At 71.0% G+C, this 23269-nt stretch carries 19 protein-coding genes; 16 read left to right on the top strand and 3 right to left on the bottom strand.

All coding sequences use genetic code 11. The annotated features are described in order from the left end of the window. Positions 1 to 38: 38 nt before the first annotated feature. Both OG496_RS52950 and OG496_RS52945 read right to left on the bottom strand, forming a co-directional pair. A complete protein-coding gene (locus OG496_RS52950) occupies positions 39 to 2429 on the bottom strand; it encodes an ATP-binding cassette domain-containing protein (protein WP_405976156.1) in 2391 nt (796 codons plus the stop codon). 132 nt (positions 2430 to 2561) lie between these two features. Further along, the gene (locus OG496_RS52945) at positions 2562 to 3794 is read right to left on the bottom strand and encodes an MFS transporter (RefSeq protein WP_405976155.1); all 1233 of its coding nucleotides are present in this window, start codon (positions 3792 to 3794) and stop codon (positions 2562 to 2564) included. Between the two features lie 100 nt (positions 3795 to 3894). Between OG496_RS52945 and OG496_RS52940 the strand changes: the two genes are divergently transcribed. The 13 genes from OG496_RS52940 (at position 3895) to solA (ending at position 18182) form a co-directional block, all read left to right on the top strand. Then, on the top strand, positions 3895 to 4446 hold the full coding sequence (locus OG496_RS52940; protein WP_405976154.1) for a CGNR zinc finger domain-containing protein: 552 nt from the start codon (positions 3895 to 3897) through the stop codon (positions 4444 to 4446). Positions 4447 to 4625: 179 nt separating this feature from the next. Further along, entirely contained in the window at positions 4626 to 5429 is an 804-nt protein-coding gene (locus tag OG496_RS52935; RefSeq protein ID WP_405976153.1) for an N-acyl homoserine lactonase family protein, read from the top strand. A 152-nt stretch (positions 5430 to 5581) separates the two neighbouring features. Continuing rightward, positions 5582 to 7237 carry an ABC transporter substrate-binding protein gene (locus tag OG496_RS52930; protein ID WP_405976152.1) on the top strand — a complete coding sequence of 552 codons (1656 nt, stop codon included), beginning with the start codon at positions 5582 to 5584 and terminating at the stop codon, positions 7235 to 7237. Further along, a complete protein-coding gene (locus OG496_RS52925; protein ID WP_405976151.1) occupies positions 7230 to 8141 on the top strand; it encodes an ABC transporter permease in 912 nt (303 codons plus the stop codon). Before OG496_RS52930 ends, OG496_RS52925 begins: the two co-directional genes overlap by 8 nt. Beyond that, positions 8138 to 9208, top strand: coding sequence for an ABC transporter permease (locus tag OG496_RS52920; RefSeq protein WP_366495846.1), 1071 nt, complete (start codon positions 8138 to 8140; stop codon positions 9206 to 9208). Before OG496_RS52925 ends, OG496_RS52920 begins: the two co-directional genes overlap by 4 nt. A 5-nt stretch (positions 9209 to 9213) precedes the next feature. After that, complete coding sequence (locus OG496_RS52915; RefSeq protein ID WP_405976150.1) at positions 9214 to 9903, top strand: alpha/beta hydrolase; 690 nt, start codon at positions 9214 to 9216, stop codon at positions 9901 to 9903. Further along, a complete protein-coding gene (locus OG496_RS52910) occupies positions 9900 to 10913 on the top strand; it encodes an ABC transporter ATP-binding protein (RefSeq protein WP_405976149.1) in 1014 nt (337 codons plus the stop codon). The genes OG496_RS52915 and OG496_RS52910 overlap by 4 nt, the downstream gene beginning before the upstream one ends. Continuing rightward, positions 10910 to 11893, top strand: coding sequence for an ABC transporter ATP-binding protein (locus OG496_RS52905; RefSeq protein WP_405976148.1), 984 nt, complete (start codon positions 10910 to 10912; stop codon positions 11891 to 11893). Before OG496_RS52910 ends, OG496_RS52905 begins: the two co-directional genes overlap by 4 nt. Before the next feature lie 12 nt (positions 11894 to 11905). Next, positions 11906 to 12670: an amidohydrolase family protein gene (locus OG496_RS52900; RefSeq protein WP_365302983.1), complete on the top strand. Its 765-nt coding sequence runs from the start codon at positions 11906 to 11908 to the stop codon at positions 12668 to 12670. Further along, positions 12667 to 13125: a cytidine deaminase gene (locus tag OG496_RS52895; protein WP_405976147.1), complete on the top strand. Its 459-nt coding sequence runs from the start codon at positions 12667 to 12669 to the stop codon at positions 13123 to 13125. The genes OG496_RS52900 and OG496_RS52895 overlap by 4 nt, the downstream gene beginning before the upstream one ends. A 67-nt stretch (positions 13126 to 13192) precedes the next feature. Continuing rightward, positions 13193 to 14044, top strand: a complete 852-nt coding sequence (locus tag OG496_RS52890) for a creatininase family protein (protein ID WP_405976146.1) — start codon at positions 13193 to 13195, stop codon at positions 14042 to 14044. Positions 14045 to 14055: 11 nt separating this feature from the next. Next, entirely contained in the window at positions 14056 to 15513 is a 1458-nt protein-coding gene (locus tag OG496_RS52885; RefSeq protein WP_405976145.1) for an aldehyde dehydrogenase family protein, read from the top strand. Next, positions 15510 to 18182, top strand: coding sequence for an N-methyl-L-tryptophan oxidase (gene solA, locus OG496_RS52880; RefSeq protein ID WP_405976144.1), 2673 nt, complete (start codon positions 15510 to 15512; stop codon positions 18180 to 18182). Before OG496_RS52885 ends, solA begins: the two co-directional genes overlap by 4 nt. A gap of 35 nt (positions 18183 to 18217) precedes the next feature. On the opposite strand, the gene OG496_RS52875 is transcribed toward solA, so the two are convergent. Beyond that, positions 18218 to 18967 (bottom strand): GntR family transcriptional regulator, encoded by a 750-nt coding sequence (locus tag OG496_RS52875; RefSeq protein WP_366495854.1) that lies wholly within the window; start codon positions 18965 to 18967, stop codon positions 18218 to 18220. 137 nt (positions 18968 to 19104) lie between these two features. Here OG496_RS52875 and OG496_RS52870 point away from each other — a divergent pair, with 137 nt between their 5' ends. From OG496_RS52870 to OG496_RS52860, 3 genes are read left to right on the top strand one after another with little or no spacing between them, the layout of a single operon-like run. Continuing rightward, entirely contained in the window at positions 19105 to 19758 is a 654-nt protein-coding gene (locus OG496_RS52870; protein ID WP_405976143.1) for a cyclase family protein, read from the top strand. After that, complete coding sequence (locus OG496_RS52865) at positions 19755 to 21296, top strand: gamma-glutamyltransferase (RefSeq protein ID WP_405976142.1); 1542 nt, start codon at positions 19755 to 19757, stop codon at positions 21294 to 21296. The genes OG496_RS52870 and OG496_RS52865 overlap by 4 nt, the downstream gene beginning before the upstream one ends. After that, a complete protein-coding gene (locus tag OG496_RS52860) occupies positions 21293 to 23239 on the top strand; it encodes a primary-amine oxidase (RefSeq protein WP_405976141.1) in 1947 nt (648 codons plus the stop codon). Before OG496_RS52865 ends, OG496_RS52860 begins: the two co-directional genes overlap by 4 nt. The last annotated feature ends 30 nt before the right edge of the window (positions 23240 to 23269 follow it).

Raw genomic sequence — 23269 nt, 5'->3', positions numbered from 1 at the left:
GTACAACTCCCTTTGAGTTCAAGGAAGTTGCATGACGGTCACGCGCCCACGTACGCCGCCAGATGCTCCCCCGTGAGCGTCGAGCGCGCGTCCACCAGGTCGGCCGGTGTCCCCTCGAAGACGATCTTGCCGCCGTCGTGTCCGGCACCGGGGCCGAGGTCGATGATCCAGTCCGCGTGGGCCATGACCGCCTGGTGGTGTTCCACGACGATGACGGACTTGCCGGAGTCGACCAACCGGTCCAGCAGGCCGAGCAGTTGCTCCACGTCGGCGAGGTGAAGGCCGGCGGTGGGCTCGTCGAGGACGTAGACGCCGCCCTTCTCCGACATGTGCGTGGCCAGCTTGAGGCGCTGGCGTTCGCCACCGGAGAGGGTGGTGAGCGGCTGGCCGAGGCTGAGGTAGCCGAGGCCGACGTCGGCGAGCCGGGTCAGGATCCGGTGCGCGGCCGGTGTCGCCGCCTCGCCCGCGCCGAAGAACTCCTCGGCCTCGGTCACCGACATCGCGAGCACCTCGCTGATGTCACGGCCGCCGAAGAGGTACTCGAGCACCGACGCGTCGAACCGCTTCCCGTCGCAGTCCTCACAGGTGGTGGCCACGCCGGCCATCATCGCCAGGTCGGTGTAGATGACCCCGGCGCCGTTGCAAGTCGGGCAGGCGCCCTCGGAGTTGGCGCTGAACAGGGCCGGCTTCACGCCGTTGGCCTTGGCGAAGGCCTTGCGGATCGGTTCGAGGAGTCCGGTGTACGTCGCCGGGTTGCTCCGGCGTGAGCCGCGGATGGCGCCCTGGTCGACGGACACCACGTTCTCGCCGGCCGGGATCGACCCGTGGACCAGCGAGCTCTTGCCGGAACCCGCGACCCCGGTGATGACGGCGAGCACCCCGAGCGGGATGTCGACGTCGACTTCCTGGAGGTTGTTCGTCGCGGCACCCCGGATCTCCAGCACGCCGGTGGGCTTCCGCGTCGACTCCTTGAGGGAGGCCCGGTCGTCGAAGTGCCTGCCGGTGATGGTGCCGCCGGTGCGCAGTCCCTCGACGGTGCCCTCGAAGCAGACGGTGCCGCCCGCCGTACCGGCGCCGGGGCCGAGGTCGACGATGTGGTCGGCGATCGCGATGGTCTCCGGCTTGTGCTCCACGACGAGCACGGTGTTGCCCTTGTCGCGCAGGCGCAGCAGCAGGTCGTTCATACGCTGGATGTCGTGCGGGTGCAGTCCGATGGTGGGCTCGTCGAAGACGTACGTGACGTCGGTGAGCGAGGAACCGAGGTGGCGGATCATCTTGACGCGCTGCGCCTCACCGCCCGACAGCGTGCCCGCCGGCCGGTTCAGCGAGAGGTAGCCGAGACCGATCTCGACGAACGAGTCGAGGGCCTGCCGCAGTGCGGTGAGCAGCGGTGCCACGGACGGCTCGTCGAGGCCGCGCACCCAGTCCGCCAGATCGCTGATCTGCATCGCGCAGGCGTCGGCGATGCTGACGCCCTTGATCTTGGAGGAGCGGGCGCCCTCGTTGAGGCGGGTGCCGTCGCAGTCGGGGCAGACGGTGAAGGTGACCGCGCGGTCCACGAACTCCCGGATGTGCGGCTGCATGCCCTCCCGGTCCTTGGCGAGCATCGACTTCTGGATGCGCGGGATCAGACCTTCGTAGGTCATGTTGATGCCCGCGATCTTCATCCGGGTCGGCTCGCGGTGGAGGAAGTCCTGCAACTCCTTCTTCGTGAACCTGCGGATCGGCTTGTCCGGGTCGAAGAAGCCGGACTCGCTGTAGAGCCGGGAGTTCCAGCCGCCGCCCGTGTAGCCGGGGACGGTGATCGCGCCTTCCGCAAGGGACTTGGAGTCGTCGTAGAGCTGGGTGAGGTCGAGGTCGGTGACCGAGCCGCGGCCCTCGCAGCGCGAGCACATGCCGCCGGTGATGCTGAAGCTGCGGCGCTCCTTCACCTGCTGTCCGCCGCGTTCCATGGTGACCGCGCCCGCGCCGCTGATCGAGGCGACGTTGAAGGAGAAGGCCTTGGGCGAGCCGAGGTACGGCTTGCCGAGCCGGCTGAAGAGGATGCGGAGCATCGCGTTGGCGTCGGTGGCGGTGCCGACCGTGGAGCGGGGGTCGGCGCCAAGCCGCTGCTGGTCGACGATGATCGCGGTGGTCAGCCCGTCGAGGACGTCGACCTCGGGCCGCGCCAGCGTCGGCATGAAGCCCTGCACGAAGGCGCTGTACGTCTCGTTGATCAGCCGCTGCGACTCCGCGGCGATCGTGTCGAACACGAGCGAGCTCTTGCCCGAGCCGGAGACACCGGTGAACACCGTCAGCCGACGCTTCGGGATCTCGATGCTGACGTCCTTGAGATTGTTCTCGCGCGCCCCGTGCACGCGGATCAGGTCATGGCTGTCGGCAGCGTGCGGCACGGACGACCGCGTATCCGTCCTCGTGGCCTTGCTCATCGTGCTCTTCCCTCCGTTTGCGCCGGGCCGCCGAGAGCCCCTCGGCGGTCATCGCCCCGCTCGATCCAACCAGGCTTCGAGCGGTACGTCCGCTTCCGGCATCGATGCGCGGTGACGTCCATGGCGGTCACGCTACGGGCGGCGCGTGGATTCGCGCTTCTCGAATCCTGCCCGGTCCGGTCGCCGCTTGCCGCGCTGCGCACGGCGTACGTGGTGCAGGTGCCGGGCCAGCGCGACCACGGCCAGGGCGGCGACCAGACCCGTCACACCCCGCCAGCCGAACCGGTCGTAGATCCGCACGCCGAGCCAGGAACCCGCGCTGCCGCCGAGGAACGCGCAGGTCATGTACGCGGTGTTGATACGCGCCCGGGCCTCGGGCCGCAGGGCGAAGATGCGGGCCTGGTTGGCGACCTGGCCGGACTGGACGGCCACGTCGAGCAGCAGCATGCCCGCGGCCAGGGCCAGCAGGCCGGTGGTGCCGCCGCCGTAGGCCGGTACGAGCACGGCCGCCGAGGCGATCGTGCCGAGCATGGCGAGGAGACTGACCGTGTCGGGACCCCTGCGGTCGGCGAGGCGTCCGGCGAGCGGGGTGCTGAACATGCTGGCCGCGCCGACCAGTCCCAGGACGCCCACCGTCTGGGCGCCCATGGCGTACGTCGGTCCGGTGACAAGGAGGGTGAGCGTGGTCCAGGCGGCGCTGAAGCCGGCGAAGACGGTGGCCTGGTAGAGGCAGGAACGGCGCAGGTCGGGTTCGGTGCGCAGGAGGCTCAGGGGCGCGGCTATCAGGGACGGGTAACTGAGTCGCGTGGACGGCTCGGTGTCCGGGACGACCCGGGAGAGGATCGCGGCCAGGGCCAGGACGATCACCGCGGCCACGACGTACGGCGCCCGCCAGCCGAACCTCTCGCCGAGGGTGCCGCTGAAGGTACGGGCCAGGAGGATGCCGCCGATCAGGCCGCTGAGGAGTGTGCCGGTGACGGCTCCGCGGCGTTCGGCGGGGACGAGTCCGGCGGCCATCGGGATGATGATCTGCGGCACGACGGTCGTCACGCCGGTGACCGCGCTCGCGGCGACGAGCAGGGGGAGCGAGGGCGCGGCGCTCGCGGCGAGCAGTCCGGCGGCGGTGAGCGTGAGCAGGGTGACGATCAGGGGGCGGTGCGGGAGCCGGTCGCCGAGGGGGACGAGGAGGAAGATGCCGGCCGCGTAGCCGAACTGGGCCGCGGTCACCACGAGGGCCGCCGAGCCCGTGGAGACGCGCAGGTCGGCGGCGACGAGCGAGCTGATGGCCTGCGGGAAGTAGATGGTCGAGACGCCCACACCACAGGCGAGGGACAGGACGAGGATCACCCAGCGGGGCACGGACACACCTCACGTGAGAACCGGTTTGACTGGTTCGGGTGACGGTAGCAGGCGAGCCTGTCCCGCGGCACCGCTTAAACCGGTTCTACGGAGGTAGGGTGGGCCCGTGCCAGCAACTCCCCGCTTCCGCCAGGGCGCCGGGCGCCTCTGCCTGGACTTCGTCCGCACCCTGCGGCACCGCGGTTCGCTCGACGTGGTGGAGGAACTCCCCGACGCCGAGGCCCTGTTGGCGTGGGTGCGGCAGTGCGGCCCCTGCGCCGACGCCACAGGGCGTCCCGATGCCGCGAACGCGCGGGAGCTACGGGAGGCCGTCCACGCCCTGATCACCGCCGCGCGGGCCGGCCGGACACCCGACACCCCCTCCCGCGACCGGGTCAACTCGGCCGCCGCGCACGCCGTCCCCGTACCGCACCTCACCTCGGCGGGGCACCTCGCCCAGCACGCCGACGACCCCGTCCGGGCCACCCTCGCCCTCGTCGCCCGCGATGCCCTGGACCTGGTCACCTCCCCGTCGCTCACCCGGCTCCGCAACTGCGCGGGCCCGACCTGCGGAGCCCTGTTCCTGGACATCTCCCGCCCCGGAAACCGCCGTTGGTGCTCCATGGGCACCTGCGGAAACCGGGCCAAGAAGGAGACGCTGCGCGTCAGGACGGGCTGAGGAGGGAATGGGGAGAGAACTTGTTCACCTCTCCGCAACCGCCTTTGGGATCCACATACTTAAAGTGTGGATCCCCATGGCCCATCCCCGCGCAGGCGAGCCCCCACTCCCGCAGGCGTCCATGATGCACTCCCGGAACGGATCACGCCGATGCGCCAGCCGCCCCACCCGCACCCCTCATGACCCGCCACGGCGTACGCAGGATCGTGCCCCTGCTGCTGGGCTGGGAGGAACTCCCCAAGTCCGTCTCCGTGCACGGCGCCCCGTACGAGGAACGGCTGCGTGAACCCGTACCGGCCGTGCTCCTGGAGTGCGACGGCGGCTGGCTGCTGCTCGACACCGGCTTCAACACGGCACTGATCCGGGACCCGGCCCTGCGCCGCCGCTTCTACGGCTCCCCCAACTACCGGCCGATCCTGCCGGGCCCCGGCGAGCCCCTGGAGGAGGCCCTCGACGCGGCCGGCATCCCGATGGACGCGATCCACGCGGTGGCCGTCAGTCATCTGCACGCCGACCACGCGGGCGGGCTCAAGCACTTCGCGGGGCGGGTGCCGGTGCACGTACAACGCGAGGAACTCTCCTACGGCCTGTCCGGGCGGCCCGACGTAGAGCGCCACTCGATCTTCCGCGTCGACTTCGACGACCCGCGGATCGAGTGGCAACAGGCCGACGGCGACGCGGAGATCGCGCCCGGCGTGACCTGCGTGCTGACCGCCGGGCACACCCCCGGACACCAGAGTTTCGTCGTCGACCTCGCGGACGGCGGCGGCTTCGTGTTCGCCTTCGACGCCGCCGATCTCACCGAGAACATCGAGCACGAGCGCCCGATCGGCTCCTCGATCGGTGTCGATCCGGAGAGCACCGTCGAGCCCATCCGCCGCCTCAAGCGCATCGCCGCCGAACGCGGCTACGAACTCATCCCCGGCCATGACCCCGTGGTCTGGCCGGAGTTGATGAGCCGTCGAGGACTGTCCGGCGCGTAGCCGGTAGTGACCGGATCTCGACCACAGCTCGGTTCACACGCCTTTAACACCCGGGACACGAGAGAGACTCTGTGGCCCGTGAACATGTTTTTGGATCCAATCTCGACACTTTGAGATCCATTATTCGAGGATCGGTGCCCAAGGAGGCCCACATGCCGGACCAGTCAGCTGGATCGTCCTCGCCCGGCTCCGCCCCGTCGACGGCGTCGCGCCGCACCATGCTCCGGGGCGCAGGGCTCCTCGGCGTGGGAGTCGGCTTCGGGCTCCCCGCCCTGCTCAGTGCCTGCGGTGCCGCGGCCGACGACGCCAAGGGAAGCAGCAAGGGCGGCACGCTGACCCTGGCCATCGACGCCACCAGCGCGGTCAACGACCCGTCGTTCTACACCTCGTTGGGCGACTGGATGGCCGTCGACTGCATCTGCCGGGGCCTGACCTTCATCTCCTTCGAGACCAACGAGCCCACCCCCGACCTGGCCAAGAGCTGGACGATCTCCGACGACCAGCTCACCTACACCTTCACCATGCGCGAGGGCGTCAAGTTCCACGACGGCACCACGCTCACCTCGGCGGACGTCCTGGCCAGCCTCGGCCGGCAGTTCGACGAGAAGGACAAGACACTGCCCAAGGGCGCCACCCGCCCGCTGTCCGACCTCGGTGCGAACGTCGCCTCGCTGACCGCCCCGGACGACCTCACCGTCAAGATGGTCCTCAAGAAGCCGGACCGCACCACCCTGGGCCAGCTCTCCGACATCGGCGGCCGCATCATCTCCCAGGCCGCGCTGAAGAAGTACGGCGCCGACATCGGCAAGCACCTCGTCGGCACCGGCCCCTTCGCCTTCTCCGCCGCCACCTCCGGCCAGTCGATCACCCTCACGGCCTTCGACGACTTCCGCCTCGGCAGACCGCCCGTCGACCGGCTGGTGCTGCGCCAGGTCCAGGACCCGTCGACCATCGTCAGTTCGCTGCTCAGCGGCGACATCTCGGCCACCCAGTTCACCCCGTACTCCGCCGCCGCGCAGCTGCGCAAGGACGACTCGGTGACGGTCTACAAGACGCCGTACAACGCCAACGCGATCCTGATGATCGACGCCCGCCGCGTCCCCGAACTCAAGGTCCGCCAGGCCATCAACCTCGCGATCGACCGCAAGTCCATCCTCGACCAGGCCTTCTACGGCGTCGGCGCCCTGCCCGGTGGCTACGCCATCCCGCCCGCGCAGAGCGGCTACGACACCAGCCTCGCCGACCTCAGCACGCAGGACGTCGCCAAGGCGAAGAAGCTCGTCGCCGAGGCGGGCGCGGGCGGCCGTCGTATCCGGCTCATGGCGGCGAGCGACTCCTGGCACCCGAAGGCCGCGCAGATCGTCGCCCAGAACCTGACCGACGTCGGTTTCAAGGTGGTCACCACCTCCGTCGACCCGGCCACCTACTTCACCCGGCTCCTCGACGGCAAGGACGACTACCACGACCTGATGATCTGGGAGCGCAACACCTACGTCCCGGACGCCAACGACATGGTCGGGGCCATGGCCAGCCCCACCGGTCTCTACGGCGCGACCATCACCGGCATGGACACGCTCAAGGACGTCGCGTCGCTCCAGGCGGAGCTGGACACGGCCAAGAACCTGCCCCTCGGCGCGCAGCGCACGGCTGCCTACACGAAGATCCAGCGCCGTTGGGCCGAGGACTACATGGTGCTGTCGATGCTGGCCTGCTTCGCCAACCTCGTGGTGAGCGGCTCTCACGTGAAGCACATGAACACGGCGGCGCTGGCCAACCACCGCTGTTACATGGAGAAGGCCAGTGTCTGACACCACGACCGCTCCACCACCCGTGGCGACCGTGCAGGCCTCTCCGTCCGCCCTCGCCGGGCGGTCCGTCCTCGCCGCCTGGCGTCGGCGCCGGCTGGCACGGTCCTGGCCGGCCGTGCTGTCCTGGGCCGTCCTGATCGCGCTGGTGCTGGTGGCCGCCGTAGGGCCGCTGTTCGTCCAGGCGGATCCGCTGCGTCAGACCTCGTCGGCACTGTTGCCGATGGGGTCAGCGGGGCATTTCTTCGGCACGGACGACCTGGGCCGTGACGAGCTGGCCCGACTCGTGCACGGCGCCCGCCCGTTGCTGCTGGTGGCGTTCGCGGCGACCGCGCTGGCGGCCGTCGTGGGCACCGGGATCGGACTCGTCGCCGGGTATGCGGGCGGTGTCGTGGAGCAGGTGCTGATGCGGATCGTGGACCTCGCGCTCGCGTTCCCGTCCATCCTTCTCGTCATCCTGCTGGTGGCGGCCGCGGGGCCGGGCACGGTCAGTCTGGTCTTCGGGATCGGGGTGTCCCTCGCGCCGGGTCTGGCCAGGCTGGCCCGCGCCCTGACCGCCCGCGAGGCGGCCCGGGACTACGTCGTCGCCGCCAAGCTGGGCGGCACCCGCACCCCGCGCATCCTCGCCCGCGAACTCCTCCCGAACATCGCAGGACCGATGCTCGCCCAGGTCGTCATGACCCTCTCGATCGCGGCCGGCTTCGCCGCCGGTCTCTCCTACCTCGGCCTCGGCATCCAACCCCCGCAGCCCGACTGGGGATACATGGTCCAGGCGGGCCAGGAGTTCCTCTACACGGCACCCCGACTGGTCGTCCTCCCCGCGACGTTCACTCTTCTCTTCGTCGTCGCCTGCAACTTCGTCGGCGACGACCTGCGCGACGCCCTCGACGTACGGGGGCCGGCATGACCACCGCCCTGCTCCCTCTCCCCCGGCCCAAGTGGGCAGCGGGAACAGCCCTGTTGGTCCTCCGACGGCTCGCGGTCATCCCCGTCGTCCTGTTCGCGCTGGCCAGCCTGGTGTTCCTCGCGATGCGCCTGCTCCCCGGCTCACCGGCGACCTCGCTCGCGGCAGGCGGCAACAACCTCTCGGCGTCCGAACTGGCGGCGAACGAGGCACGCGTCAACAAGGCACTCGGCCTCGACCGACCCCTCCTCGTCCAGTACGGCAGCTTCCTCAACGACCTGGTGCATCTCCGGCTCGGCACCTCGTTCTACGGCTCGAACAGCGTCCTGGGTCTGCTCGGCGACGCGCTCCCCGCCACGATCGAGCTGACGCTCGCGGCGATGACGATCGCGGTCCTGCTCGGCGTCGTCACCGGTGTCATCGCGGCGCTGCGCAAGGGGAGTTGGATCGACCAGTCGACGCGGGCCGTCGCCACGGTCAGCTTCTCGCTGCCCTGGTTCGCGCTCGGCGTGCTCGGCATCGTCGTGTTCGGCGTATGGCTGCGCTGGCTCCCGGTACTCGGCCGACTGCCCAGCTCGCTCGACTACAACCCGACCACCAACTTCGTTCTCCTGGACGCGATCCTGCAGAACCGCCCCGAGCTGGTGTGGCCCTGGATCCAGCATCTGATCCTCCCCGCCGTCACGTTGGCGCTGTCGATGGCCGGGTTCATCACCCGCATCGTGCGCGCCTCCGTGCTGGAGGTCCTCGACGACGACTTCGTGCGGACCGCCCGGATGAAGGGCCTGAGCGAGAGCGTGGTGATCCGTCACCACGTGCTGCGCAACTCCTGGCTGCCCATCGTGACCGTCCTCGGGCTCCAATTCGGCTCGCTGCTGGGCGGATCGGTGATCACCGAGACGGTCTTCTCGTACGCCGGGGTCGGCCGCCTGCTCGTCCAGGGCGTCCTGCAACGCGACTACCCCGTCGTGCAGGGCGCCGCCCTCGCCATCGCCCTCCTCTTCACCCTGGTCAACCACGCGGTGGACCTGTTGTACACGGTCCTCGATCCGCGGCTACGGAAAGGATGACCCGCATGGACATCGTGCTGGTCCACGGCGCCGGCGGACGGCCGACGACCTGGTCGGCGGTGCAGCCCCTGCTGGCCGCCCGCGGTCACCGGCTGTTCACCGTCACCAACCCGATGACCTCGCTGGAGGACGATGTCGCCAACACGGCGGCCGTGCTGGCGGAGACGACGGGCCCGGTGCTGCTGGCGGGACATTCCTACGGCGGCGCGGTCATCAGCAACGTGGGCCGTGATCCGCGGGTCAAGGGGCTTGTCTACATAGCCGCGTTCGGGCCGGACGAGGGCGAGACGGTCAACGAGATCGTCGAGCGGTACGAGGAGGCCGAGATCTCCAAGTACATGCGGCGCGGCCCGAACGGTGAGTGGAAGTCCGAGACGAGCGAGGAGTTCTGGGCGGAGATAGGTCCCGATCTCTCGCCGGAGCAGCGGGCCGTGGTGGAGGCGGAGGGACGCAAGGCGGACAACCTCATCTTCACGCAGCCGACCGGCGAACCGGCCTGGCGCACGCTGCCCAGTTGGTACCTGGTCGCGGACGACGACCGCACGCTCCGCCCGGAGATCCAGAACGACATGGCGGCCCGGATGAAGGCCACCGTCGAGCACGTGCCGGGCAGCCACTACACGACCCTGGTCTGGCCGGAGCGCGTGGCCGACCTGATCCACACGGCGGCCGTGGCCGTGGGCGAGGGCTCATGACGTCCGCGCCGGTGCTCGAAGTCCGGGACCTGCGCGTCCAGTTCGACGTACCGGGCGGCCGACTGCCCGCCGTCGACGGCGTGGACCTGACCCTCCACCAGGGTGAAGTCCTCGCGCTGGTGGGCGAGTCGGGGTCCGGGAAGTCCGCCCTGTCGATGAGCCTGGTCGGCCTGAACCGCGGCCCGCGCACCCACATCAGCGGTGAGGCGACCTTCAAGGGCCGTGACCTGGTGGCCGCGTCGGAGCGGGAGTTGCGCGGTGTGCGCGGCAAGGACATCGCGGTGGTCTTCCAGGACGCGCTGGCCGCTCTCAACCCGCTGCACCGGGCGGGCGCCCAGGTCTCCGAGATGATCCGCGCCCACCGCGATGTGACGCGGGGTCAGGCGATGGACCGGGCGGTCGAGTTGCTCGGCGAGGTTGGAATCGCCGGCCCGGACCGCACGGCACGTGCCTACCCCCACCAACTCTCCGGGGGCATGCGCCAACGCGTGATGATCGCAATGGGCCTGGCCAATGATCCGGCGGTACTGATCGCCGACGAGCCGACCACCGCCCTCGACGTCACGATCCAGGCCCAGGTGCTCGCCGTACTCAAACGCGTCCAGCGCGACCACGGCACCTCCGTCCTGCTGATCACGCACGACCTGGGTGTCGTGGCGGAGGTCGCCGACCGGGTGGCGGTGATGTACGCGGGCCGGATCGTGGAGCAGGGACTGCGCGAGGAGGTGCTGTTCCACCCCCAACACCCGTACACCATGGGGTTGTTGGGCTCCGTCCCGCCGATCGACGGTCCTGTCGTACGACGGCTGCCGACCATCGCGGGCAGCCCGCTGACCGGGGTGGACCGGCCGGCCGGCTGCGCGTTCGCGCCCCGGTGTCCCTTCGTCCACGACGCGTGTTCCGAGCGGCCCGTGCTGCGGCAGCGGCACGGCGACGACGGGCACCTCGACGCCTGCGTACTGCCCTCGCCCGCCCGCGCCACGGCCCGCTCCCAGGGAGGCATCGCATGACCGCCGCGCTCATCCAGGCCCGCGAGTTGCGCGTCGAGTACCCGGGCCGGGCGGGCGGCCGGGTAAGGGCACTGCGGGACGTCGACCTCGACATCCTCCAGGGCGAGACCCTCGGTCTGGTCGGCGAGTCAGGGTGCGGCAAGTCCACGCTCGGCCGGGCCCTGTTGCGGGTGATCGAACCCGCCTCGGGCCGGATCGAGTTCGACGGCACCGACCTCACCCGGCTCCGTGGCAGCCAACTGCGCCGTACACGGGCCGAGTTGCAGATGGTCTTCCAGGACCCGTTCGGTTCCCTGAACCCGCGCCGCAGGATCGCCGACATCGTCGCCGAACCGCTGCTGCGGTCACGCGGAGCCACCCGCGCCGAGGCCGCGAAGGCGGTGGCCGAACTCCTCGACCTGGTCGGTCTCGGCGCCGAGGCCGGCGGGCGCAGGCCGCACGAGTTCTCCGGCGGCCAGCGTCAACGCATCGGCATCGCACGGGCGTTGGCCTCGTCACCGCAGTTCGTGGTGGCCGACGAGGCGGTCTCCGCACTGGACGTGTCGATCCAGGCCCAGGTACTGAACCTGCTCTCCGACCTGGTCCGCGACCGCGGCCTGACGATGCTGTTCATCTCGCACGACCTGGGCGTCGTACGGCACATCGCCGACCGGATCGCGGTCATGTACCTCGGCCAGATCATCGAAGTCGCCTCCCGCGACGCCTTCTTCGCCGCCCCCGCGCACCCCTACAGCCGGGCGCTCCTGTCCTCCGTTCCGGTGCTGCGGCCCGGAGACACGCGCGAACAGCAGGTGCTGGAGGGCGAGTTGCCCGATCCGGCGAATCCGCCCGAGGGCTGCCTGTTCCGCACCCGGTGCCCGATCGCCACGGATCGGTGCCGTACCAGCGCGCCCGAGCTGCGTGAGATCGCGCCGGGCCGCAGTGTGCGCTGCCATCTGCCCCTGGTCTCCAGCGAGCAGCACGTCGCGAGTAGCGAGTAAGGACGAACCACCTTGATCATCGACGCGTACAACACCACCCAGGACGTCCGCGGCCGTTCCGACTACCTCACCGGCGCCCGCAAAGGCCAGGCCCCGCCGCCGTACAAACCCTTCGAACCGCGCCGCATCCTCGACCGGATGGACGCGGCCGGGGTGGACATGGCCATGGTGTGCTCGCTCGCGCAGCGCATCGAGAACGACTTCATAGCCTCGCTGGTGGCCTCGTACCCGGACCGCTTCTTCGGGTTCGGGCAGGTGATGCCGCAGGCCGACGACGCGCTCGACGAGATCGACCGGATGGCCGACGCGGGCCTGGTCGGGCTGAAGCTGCACCCGAGCCTGCACGGCTACCACGTCGCCGACCACGGCCTGCTCGACCCGGTCTTCGAGGCGTGCGCGCGGCGCGGGCTGCTGGTGCTGATCAACGCTCTCGACGACGCGTTCTGCGCGCCGCTGGCCATCGAGGAGATCGCCCGGGACCACCCCCAAGTCCCCACGATCATCGCGCACATGGGGGCGGTCTGGAACGTGCCGGAAGCGATCATCGTGGCCGAACGACAGCCGCACGTGTACCTGGAGACGTCGGCGACGCTGATGAGCGACGTCAAGCGGGCCTATGCGCGGCTGGGCCCCGAGAAGATCCTGATGGGCAGCGAGTGGCCCGGCTCCGACTTCGACCTGGAGCGCATGAAGATCGCGAAGGCGGTCGAGGACGAAAAGGACCGGGCGCTGGTCGAGGGCGGCAACATGGCCCGGCTGCTGGGGCTGACGGTATGAGCGCACTGGGCGTGCGGCCCGTGTCCGTACCGGCGTCGATGGACGAGGACGACGTCGAACTCCTCGCCACCGCACAGCACTTGCTGGCCAAGGTGTGGCAGTCGGGCCGCCACGAGGTCGCGACCGCGCTGCGTACGGCCGACGGCCGGGTGCACACCGGGGTCCATGTGGAGGGTTCCTGCCGGCGCAGCTCGATCTGTGCCGAGGGGGTGGCCATGGGTACCGCCCGGGGCGCCCTGCCCGCCGGGGCGGAGCTGAACATCACGTCGGTGGTCTCGGTGCAGATCAAGCCAGCGGGTTGGTTCCGGATCATCGCGCCGTGCGGGGTGTGCCGCGAACTCATCAGCGACTACTGCCCGGACGCCACCGTGTGGGTCACCACGGTCGACGGGGACAAGCCCGTCCCGCTGCGCGCCCTGGACCTGCTGCCCGAGAAGAGCCGACGCCGATGGTGAACGCCGTCGATCCCGAGAAGAGTCCACGCCGATGACGAACGCCATCGGTCCCGAGGAGAGGAGAGCCATGTCGTCCGTCTTCGTCACCGGTCCGTCCGGACGAACCGTCCCCACCGGGCTCGATGTCCCCGAACTCGCAGCGCGGTTGGGCGGTTCCGGATCGCCGGTGCTGTGGGAGGAGTTGACCTGGGCGGAGGCGGAGTCCACGGCCGCGGCCCAGGACGCCATCATCATCCCCGTGGGCGCCACCGAGCAGCACGGCCCCCATCTCCCCCTCGCCGTGGACACCAGGATCTGCGAGGCGGTCGCCCTCGGCGTCTCCGCCCTGACCGGCGTGCCTGTCGTCCCGCCCCTGAGCTTCGGGGTGTCCGCGTCGCACGGCGACTTCGCCGGGACGGTGGCCCTGCGGCCGGAGACCATGATCGCCGTCGTCGAGGACGTCATCGACTCGCTCTACGCCTCTGGGGTACGGCAGTTCGTGCTGCTGAACGGGCACATCTGGAACAACGGCGCGCTCGACGTGTCGGCCGAGAAACTGAGGGTCCGTCACCGGGACGCCCGGGTACGCGCGTTGGGGTACGTGACGATGTACCCGGGTCCCGAGGTCGACGGACACGTCACCTACGGCCGGGCGTTGATGCACGCCAACTTCTTCGAGACGTCCGTGATGCTGCACCTGGCGCCGGAGCTGGTCCGGATGGAGCGGGCCACCTCCCATGTCGACGTCGACTCGTTCTGGGACTACCGCATGGACCAGGTCAGCGAGACCGGGGTCTGGGGCAGGGACGTGACCGACGCCAACTCCAAGCACGGCGAGGCGGAGTTCGACCGCTGCGTCCTGACCACAGCTCGCGCGGTGTCCACGGCGGTGCGCGAGCCGTGGCCCGACCCCACTCACCGTCCCGGACGCCAGGCGTGAAGGAGAGCAAGGTGGACCCCAGTATCGACATCCCCCAACTGCCGGACTGCGAGCCCATGCTCATCGGCGGCGAGTGGACCACCGGCACCGCGACGGAACGCATCCCGGTGCTCGACCCCGCCACCCAGGAGCAGCTGACCACCGTCGTCCAGGCTGGCTCCGCCGAGGTATCGGCGGCGGTCGAGGCCGCCAACACCGCACACCGGGACCGCCGTTGGCGCGGACTGGCGCCCCGGCAGCGCCGTGACATCCTGCTGCGCCTCGCCGACCTGGTGGAGCGCGACGCCGAGCAACTGGCTGTGCTGGACACCCTGGACAACGGCAAGGCCATCGAACGCGCCCGGGGCGATGTGGAGTTGGGACTCCAAGCCATCCGCCACTTCGCGGGCACCCCGACGCGGCTGGAGGGCACGGTGCACGCGGCCGGTCCCGACCGGCATGTCTACAGCGTCCGCGAACCGGTTGGCGTGGTGGCCGCCGTACTGCCATGGAACTTCCCCTTCATGATCGCGGCCTGGAAGCTCGCCCCGGCCCTGGCGGCGGGTTGCACTGTCGTCGTCAAGCCGGCCGAGCAGACTCCGCTCACCGCGCTGCGGCTGGCCGCGCTGTGCCTGGAGGCGGGCGTGCCGGAGGGCGTGGTCAACGTCCTTACCGGCGACGGTCGTACGGGCGCCGAACTGGTCGCCCATCCCGGTGTCGCCAAGGTGTCCTTCACCGGGTCCACCGAGGTCGGGCGGCACATCATGGCCGCGGCGGCACCGTCGTTGAAGCGGCTCACGCTCGAACTGGGCGGCAAGTCCCCCAACATCGTCTTCGCCGACGCCGATCTCGACGCGGCCATACCGAACGCCGTGCGTGCGGTGTTCGGGCACTCCGGGCAGATGTGCACGGCGGGCAGCAGGCTGCTGGTGGAGCGCACGGTCGTCAAGGAGTTCCTGGACCGGCTGGTGCCGGCGGTGGAGGCGCTGCGGATCGGTCCCGGCCTCACGGGCGGTATCAACATCGGTCCGCTGGTGTCGCAGGAGCAGTTCGACCGCGTCACGGGTTACGTCGAACTCGGGCGCGCAGAGGGCGCCGAGGTGGCCGTGAGCGGTGAACTCCCGGACAGCCCGGGCTGGTTCGTGCCGCCGACCGTGTTCACCGAGGTCACTCCCGACATGCGGATCGCGCGGGAGGAGATCTTCGGTCCGGTCGCCACGGTCATGCCCTTCGACAGCGAGGAGGAGGCGATCGCGCTGGCCAACGACAGCGAGTACGGCCTCGCCGCAGGCGTCTGGACCGGCAGTCTGGCCCGTGCCCATCGCACGGCCGCCGCGCTGGAGGCCGGGACCGTGTGGGTCAACACGTACAACGAGTTCGACCCCGCCGTGGCCTTCGGCGGGATGAAGCAGTCAGGCCTCGGCAGGGACCTCGGCGACGCCGCCGTCGACGGGTTCACCGAGCTCAAGAGCGTGACGATCGCCCTGTGAGCGCGCCCGTGACGGCCGGGACGGCCGCCTCGCCCCCGAACCCACCGCCCCCGCGCACCCTGAACGTCGCGGCCGAACGCGCCCGTACGCCCGGCTCGTTCACCGGCCACCACTTCAACTCGGCGGGCGCCGCCCTGCTCGCCAACGGCACCGTCGAGGCGGTCATCGACCACCTTCGCGCGGAGAGCCTGTCCGGCGGCTACGAGGCCGCGAAACACGCCGCCCCCGCCCTGGAGGCCGTCTACGCGCGTACCGCCGAACTCCTCGGCGCCCGGCTGGAGGAGGTCGCCCTCGTCGAGAGCGCGACGGCCGGCTGGCAACGGGCCGTGTCGGCGCTGCGACTGCGGCCCGGGGACCGGGTGTTGGCGGCCCGTTCCAGTTACGTCAGCAGCGCGCTGCACCTGCTGTCGGTCGAACGCGACCACGGCGTCCTGGTCGAGCTGCTTCCCAACGGCCCTGACGGAGCAGTGGATTTGGAGGCCCTGGAGGCAGCGTTGCGCGCGGGACCGGCCGCGATGGTGACGGCCGCGCATGTGCCGACGTCCTCTGGGCTGGTCGAACCCGCCGCCGGGATCGGCGCGTTGGCCGGTGCCCACGGGGTGCCCTTCCTGCTGGACGCGACCCAGTCGCTCGGCCAACTGCCGGTGGACATGGGCGTCATCGGCTGCGACCTGCTCATCGGAACGGGCCGCAAGTTCCTGCGCGGCCCACGCGGCACCGGCCTCCTCGCGGTCCGCCGCCCGCTCCTGGACCGGCTCGCCCCCGAGGCGCCCGACGTCCGGGGCGCCCGCTGGACCGCCGAGCGAAGCTGGGAACTGGTCCCGGACGCCAAACGCTTCGAACTCTGGGAAGCCGCCCACGCGTTGCGCCTCGGCCTCGGCGCCGCCCTGACCGACCTCGGCACGCTCGGCGTCGACACCGTCGCCCGCCACCTGGCCAGCCTCGCCGCCACACTGCGGCAACACCTCTCCGCCCTCCCTGGCGTCCACGTCACCGACCCGCCCGCCGCGGGCGGTGCCATCGTCACCTTCGTGATCGACGGCCTGGACGCCTCCGAAGTTCAACGCCAACTCGCCTACCGCCGCGTCCACTTGATCGCGGTACCGGCGGGCCACGGCCGCTGGGACATGGACCACCGGGGCCTGACCAAGGTCGTCCGGGCGTCCGTCCACGTCTACAACGACGAGGACGATCTGCACGCGCTGGTGGAGGCGGTGCGGGAGATCGTCTGCCTGCACGGGCGCGGTACGGCGCCGGCCATGGGGCGGCGGGACTCCGGGGCGGAGGACGCGGGGCCGAGGGAGACGGGGGCGGAGGTCTCAGGGGCGGAGGGCTCGCGGTCAGGGGATTCAGGCTCGGAGGCCTCGGAGCCGGGGATCGATCCCCCAACGCCCGTGCCGCCGCTCCCGGTTCCTCGGGCCACGCCCACACTCACGCCCACGGGCGCACCGGGCCTGGCGCCGAGCTTCGGCTCCGCAGCATCGCCCTCGGAACCTGCGCCCGCGCCCCCAGCCCCGGTGTCCGGACCGGTCCCCGCCTCCACCCCGCACACCCCACACCCCAACTCCCGCTGCCACGACGCGATCGTGGTCGGCCTGGGCGTGCACGGCAGCGCCGCTCTACGTCACCTGGCCGCGCGCGGACTCGACGTCCTCGGGCTCGAACAGTTCGGCCTGCACCACGACTTGGGCTCCTCGCACGGGGCGACCCGGATGATCCGCCGCGCCTATCCGCACCCCGAATGGGACGCCCTGGTCGACACCGCCTACCGGGCCTGGTCGGAGCTGGAGGGCGCCTCGAAGGCCCAACTACTCGACATCACCGGCGGGTTGTACGCCGCGCCGGAGGACCGACCCGATCCCCTTCGCGGCCCCGGTTGCCGTGAAGTCGATTCCCGGGAAGCGGCACGGATCTTCCCGGGACTGCGGCTGCCCACCGGATTCACCGCGGTGCACGACCCGCGCGCCGGCATCATCGACGCGCAGGAGACGCTGCGCGCCCAACTGACCCTCGCCGAACGCTCGGGCGCGCACATCCATGACCACGCCCCCGTCCTCGGCTGGGAACCGGACGGCGACGAGGTCGTGGTCCGCACCGGCAAGGCAGTCCTGCGCACGCGGCGCCTCGTGCTGTGCACCGGCCCCTGGACGGCGGCCCAAGTCCCTTCCCTGGCACCGCATCTGACGGTCACTCGTATCGTCAACGCCTACTTCGCCGCCGACCCGGCGGGGCCGCTCGGCGCCTCCGGCCTCGGCAGCTTCTCCGTCGACCTGCCGCAAGGCCTCCTGTACGGGTTCCCCGCGACCGACGGCCGCGGCCTCAAGGCCGGGTTGGACAGCGGCCCGTCCTGGGACCCGAACGCTCCTCGCCCCCGAGCCACCGACGATGAACTCGCCCTGCTCGCCGAGGCGGTGGCCCAAGTGCTGCCCGGCGCCGGACCAGTCACCGAGAGCCTGACCTGCCTCTACACGATGACCGCCGACCGGCGTTTCATCGTCGGTGAAGTGCCGGGCGTACCGCAAGTGTTGGTCGCGTCGGCGTGCTCGGGGCACGGGTTCAAGTTCGGACCGGCGATCGGCGAGGCACTGGCCGACCTCGTGTGCGGAATCGCCCGCCCGGACCTGGACTTCCTCTCCCCGGCCCGGCTGTTTCCCGGTGGCACCCCGTGAAGGGCCGCACCGGGAAGACACCCCGGACCCGCCGCTCAGCCGTGGAAGACCGTCTGGGATCGGCGCTCGTACCAGGCCGTCAGATGCTCGCCGGAACTGATGACGTGCTCGCGCATCAACGCGTCGGCACGGTCGGCGTCGTGCGCGGCCAACGCGTCGATCACCGCCTCGTGCTGACGGATGTTCAGCTGCCGGTGGCGTTCGTCGCCGGCGAGGGCGAGCGAGGAGACGTTGCGCGGGAAGCTCTCGTTGATCCGGTCGATCATCCGGGTCAGCCAGGGATTGTCGGCCGCTTCGCAGATGACCGTGTGGAAACAGTCGTTGGCGGCGGTCGTCGCGGTGCTCCCACCCGCCGTACTCCCGCGCTCCGCATGCGCACCCTCCGTACTCCCGCCCCGCGTCCCCTCACCGGCGGCCCGCACCACCGCCTCGCAGAGAACCGCGTTGTGCTCGCGCAGCGCGGCGAGCCCACGTTCCGTGATGCGGGAAGCGGCGCGCCGGGCGGCCATTCCCTCCAGCTCGGCACGCACCTCGTAGGCCTGGCGCACCTCCCAGGGGGCGGGCACCCGCACCACCGCACCACGGTTCGGCTGCATCTCGATCAGCCCGCCGTTCTGCAGTTGGCGCAGCGCCTCGCGCACCGGTGTGCGGCTGACCCCGAACTCGGTGGCCAGCGCCGCCTGGCGCAGCGGTTTGCCGATCGCCAGCTCGCCGTTCATGATCCGCGCGCGGATGCGGGCCGCGATGTCGTCGACGAGGGGACTCTCGTCAGTCTCAGGCGTCATCGGAGTCGGTCAAACCCTTCTCGGGGGCGGTTGGGGGCTGCGCGGTGGTGGAGCAGTTTCCCACGCGGCCGGGGGCGTCCACAGCCGCTCATTTTTGGATCCACTTCCATGATATCCGCATCCAATAGGAGGGCCGCATGAATCTGGACTTCGCCAAGGCGATCGACGTGTCCGTTCCCATCCATCCCGGCATGCTCCACTGGGGCCGCCGCCCCGAGGTGGAGATCGTCGAGTCGCGTACCGCCGGCGATCCCTCCAACGTCAGCCGTTGGCGCATCGGCGCCCACACCGGCACCCACATCGACGCTCCGGCCCACTTCATCGACGGCGGCAAGACGGTCGACCGGCTCGACCTGACCGCCCTGAACGGAACCGCGCGGGTGCTGGACCTCACCCACGTGAAAGAGCAGATCACCGCCGCCGACCTCGACGCGGCCGGCCTCGGCACCGAGGAACGGGTGCTGCTGCGCACCAGCAACTCCGAGGGCGTGCTGCGCAGCCCGTGGAAGGCCCGGGAGTGGGTCGGACTGGCCCCCGACGGGGCGGAACGGCTCATCGAGGCCGGGGTGCGCACCGCGGGCATCGACTACCTGAGCATCGAGGCCGTCGCCTACACCACCCACTGGGAGACCCACCAACTCCTGTGCGCCGCCGAGGTGTTGATCCTGGAGGTCGTAGATCTTCTGTACGCACCCGCCGGGGTCTACGACATGCTCTCCCTCCCCCTGCCCCTCCAGGGCGCCGAAGCCGCCCCCTCCCGTACTGTGCTCCTCCCGAGGGACGCGGCGTGACAGCCGCCTCCCCGCTGATCCTGGCCGCACCGCACCCGGCGGCGCTGACGGCGGCCCGCCGCGCGGCCGAGCGAGGCGGCAACGCCGTGGACGGGGCGCTGGCGGCGGCCGCCGCCCTCACCGTCGTCTACCCCCATCAGTGCTCCCTGGGCGGCGACTTGATCGCGCTCGTGCACGCCCCGGGTGGCTCGGTGCGCGCGGTGATCTCGGCGGGGGCGGCAGCAGAGGCCGTAGACGTGGAAGCGCTGCGCGCCGCCGACCGGCGGATGCCCGCGCAGGGGCCGCAGACGGTGACCGTGCCTGGTGTGGTGGCGGGCTGGGCCGCGCTCGCCGACGCCCACGGCACGCCAGGTGCCCTGGCCGAGGCGCTGCGGGACGCCGCCGAGCTGGCCGAGGGCGGGGCCACCGTGTCGGCCGGTCTGGCGCGCGCCATCCGTGAGCGGGCCCCGCAGATCGGCGCGGACCCCGGGCTCACCGCACTGCTGACCGGCTCCGACGGCACACCGCTCGACGAGGCCGACCCGCTCCCCCAACCCCAACTGGCCGCCGTACTACGGACCCTCGCCGACGATCCGTCGTCCTTTTACCGGGGCACGGTCGCCGAGACACTGGCGAACGGCCTGCACCGGGCCGGGAGTTCACTCACCGCGAGCGATCTCGCGGCCCATCAGGCGGAGAGCGTCGAGCCGTTGACGCTGGACGTGGCCGGAACTCGCTGGTGGACCGCGCCGCCGCCGAGCCAGGGGGCGAGTCTCCTGGCCGTACTGGAGACCGCCGCGTCGGCGGCGAAGCTGTCCGAGCCGGAGCGTACCGGCGTGCTGGCCGCCCGCTGCCAAGATGCCTCGGCAGCACGGGACTTGCTGCTGGGTGACCCGCTCGGCCCCTCGCCCATCGACCTGGACGGACTGCTCCGCCCGGCTCCACTCGCCGGTGCGCGCCCGCCCGAGCCGTCCTTCCGGCCCGCCGGGGACACCGTCGCGATCACCGCCGTGGACGCCTCCGGGCTGGCCGTCTCCCTGATCCAGAGCGTCTACCAGACCTTCGGCTCCGGCATCTGCGAACCGGAGACGGGCATCGTGCTGCACAATCGCGGCTCGGCGTTCAGCCTGCTGCCCGGCCATCCGGCTCTGATCGGACCGGGGCTGCGGCCCCCGCACACCCTCTGCCCGGTGCTCGGCCGGTCCGCCGAGCTGCTGCTCTCGGCCGGTTGCCAGGGCGGCCGGGCGCAGCCGCAGATCCTCGCCCAGACAGTGCCCGACCTGATGGACCCATCCGCCGATCCGGTCGCCGTCCTCGACCGGCCCCGGTGGGTGGTCGGCGCCCGCGACATCGGCTACGAGGCGCCGACCCTGCTGGCCGAGCCCGGCTCCGTCCCGGCGGGCGCGTTCCCAGCGGCGGTTCCGGTCGTCGTGGCGCCGGGCCGTACCGATCTGGCCGGTCACACCCAGGCCGTACGACTGTCCGCCACCGGCCAGTTGGACGGCGCCTCCGATCCCCGCGCCGACGGCGGCATCGTCTTGGAAGGAAGCACTCCGTGAGCACTCTCGCCCCCGAACCAGTACCGGCCGACGCACCCCATCCGCTGGACCCCCTTACCGTCACCGAACTGGCCACCGCCGTAAGCGTGTTGAGAGCGGACACCCGGGTCCCCGACGACGCGCGCTTCTGGGGTGTGGCGCTGGACGAGGACCACGCCCGGCATGCCGCACCCGGGGACACCCGGCGGGCCCGCGCGGTCGTGTTCTCCACCTCCGCGCGCCACGCCTTCGAGGTCGATCTCGAACTCGGTGACAAGCCGCAGACCACCGCCTGGCGGGAGTTGGACGTACGCAGTCCGGGCTGCTCCTCCGAGGAGGCGCGGCAGGCAGCGGCGGCCTGCCGAGCGGACCCGCGTTTCCGGGAGGCGCTGGCGCTGCGCGGGATCCACGACGTGTCGTTGGTGATGGTGGACCCGGAGTCGATCGGCGGATTCGAGCCGCCCGAGTACGCGGGCCGCCGGCTGACCTGGGGCAGTGTCTGGCACAGGACCTCCGAGGACGACAACGGCTATGCCCGCCCGGTGCAGGGAGTCGTGCCGATCATCGACATGGAGACCATGGAGATCCTGCACATCGAGGATCACGGGGTGGTGCCGCTGTCGGAGGAGTCGGGCGTGTTCGCGGCCGGGACGGTGGACGAACGACCGGGGCTGAAGCCGCTGGAGGTCGTCCAGCCCGAGGGGCCGAGTTTCACCGTCACCGGCCAGCGGATCGACTGGCAAGGGTGGTCGGTCCGGGTCGGCTTCAGTCATCGCGAGGGGCTCGTGCTGCACGACCTCGCCTTCGCCGCGGCCGGGAAGGCTCCTCGGCAGGTGATCCGGCGTGCGGCCGTCAACGAGATGTACGTCCCGTACTTCGACACCGCCTCCACCCAGTACCGCAAGAACTTCTTCGACTGGGGCGAGTACGGCGCGGGCCCGCTCACCAACTCCCTTGCCCTGGGCTGCGATTGCCTCGGCGTCATCCAGTACTTCGACGCGGCGGTGCTCGGCGGCGACGGTGTCCCCCGGCTCATCCCCAACGCCGTGTGCGTGCACGAGGAGGACGACGGGATTCTGTGGAAGCACCATGACGGGCGCACGGGCCGTACGGAGGTGCGCCGTTCGCGGCGGCTGATCATCTCGGCTTTCGCCACCGTCGCGAACTACGACTACGGCTTCTACTGGTCGCTGTACCAGGACGGTTCGGTGATGCTGGAGATCAAGATGACCGGCATCCTCTCCGCCACCGGCGTCGAGGAGGACGAGGCGACGCCGTACGCGCGCCGGGTCGCGCCGAACGTCGCGGTCACCAACCACCAGCACTTCTTCAGCGTCCGCCTTGACATGGCGGTGGACGGCGATCCCAACCGGCTGGTGGAGGTCACCGCCGAGCACGAGCCCGACCCGGTTCTCGATCCGTACGGCAACGCGGCCCGGACCGTGCTGCGGCCGATCCTGAGCGAGGCGGAGGGCGCCCGGCGCACCGATCCGTCCCGCGGGCTGCACTGGCGGGTGGAGAGCACCGAATCCCGCAACCGGATGGGCGAACCGACCGCGTACCGCGTGCACTTGGAGAACACGGCGGTGCTGCCGGTGCGCGAGGACAGTGTCTGCGCCCGCCGAGCCCCGTTCGTGGGACGGCAGTTGTGGGCCACGGCCTACGACGCGGACCGGCGGTTCGTCGGCGGCGAATACCCCAACCAGGCCGAGCCCGGCGCGGACGGTGTCCACAAGTGGCAGGAGGAGAACCGGTCGTTGGACGGCACCAACCTCGTGCTCTGGGCCACGGTCGGCTCGCACCATTTCCCGCGCCCCGAGGAGTGGCCGGTGATGCCGGTGGCCAAGGCGCGGCTGCGGCTGGAGCCCGACGGCTTCTTCGACCGCAACCCGGCCCTGGACGTGCCCGCCCCCAACTCCTGCCACACGCCGAGCCCCACGGCACCGGACCACTGCTGCGGCTGACCGCGCCTCCCCTCCCCCGAAAGGCGTCCC

Origin of the sequence: Streptomyces sp. NBC_00988 (assembly GCF_045162645.1) — a bacterium.
Lineage (GTDB): Bacteria > Actinomycetota > Actinomycetes > Streptomycetales > Streptomycetaceae > Streptomyces.
Note: the sequence above shows the minus strand (reverse complement) of the source record. Positions and strands in the feature narration are given on the sequence as shown.

What these genes read in the sequence shown, in the direction of transcription:
- OG496_RS52950 (WP_405976156.1), bottom strand. Translation starts at nt 2,429, where the DNA reads ATGAGCAAGGCCACGAGGACGGATACGCGGTCGTCCGTGCCGCACGCT.
- OG496_RS52935 (WP_405976153.1), top strand. Translation starts at nt 4,626, where the DNA reads ATGACCCGCCACGGCGTACGCAGGATCGTGCCCCTGCTGCTGGGCTGG.
- OG496_RS52930 (WP_405976152.1), top strand. Translation starts at nt 5,582, where the DNA reads ATGCCGGACCAGTCAGCTGGATCGTCCTCGCCCGGCTCCGCCCCGTCG.
- OG496_RS52920 (WP_366495846.1), top strand. Translation starts at nt 8,138, where the DNA reads ATGACCACCGCCCTGCTCCCTCTCCCCCGGCCCAAGTGGGCAGCGGGA.
- OG496_RS52915 (WP_405976150.1), top strand. Translation starts at nt 9,214, where the DNA reads ATGGACATCGTGCTGGTCCACGGCGCCGGCGGACGGCCGACGACCTGG.
- OG496_RS52910 (WP_405976149.1), top strand. Translation starts at nt 9,900, where the DNA reads ATGACGTCCGCGCCGGTGCTCGAAGTCCGGGACCTGCGCGTCCAGTTC.
- OG496_RS52905 (WP_405976148.1), top strand. Translation starts at nt 10,910, where the DNA reads ATGACCGCCGCGCTCATCCAGGCCCGCGAGTTGCGCGTCGAGTACCCG.
- OG496_RS52895 (WP_405976147.1), top strand. Translation starts at nt 12,667, where the DNA reads ATGAGCGCACTGGGCGTGCGGCCCGTGTCCGTACCGGCGTCGATGGAC.
- OG496_RS52890 (WP_405976146.1), top strand. Translation starts at nt 13,193, where the DNA reads ATGTCGTCCGTCTTCGTCACCGGTCCGTCCGGACGAACCGTCCCCACC.
- OG496_RS52875 (WP_366495854.1), bottom strand. Translation starts at nt 18,967, where the DNA reads ATGACGCCTGAGACTGACGAGAGTCCCCTCGTCGACGACATCGCGGCC.
- OG496_RS52870 (WP_405976143.1), top strand. Translation starts at nt 19,105, where the DNA reads ATGAATCTGGACTTCGCCAAGGCGATCGACGTGTCCGTTCCCATCCAT.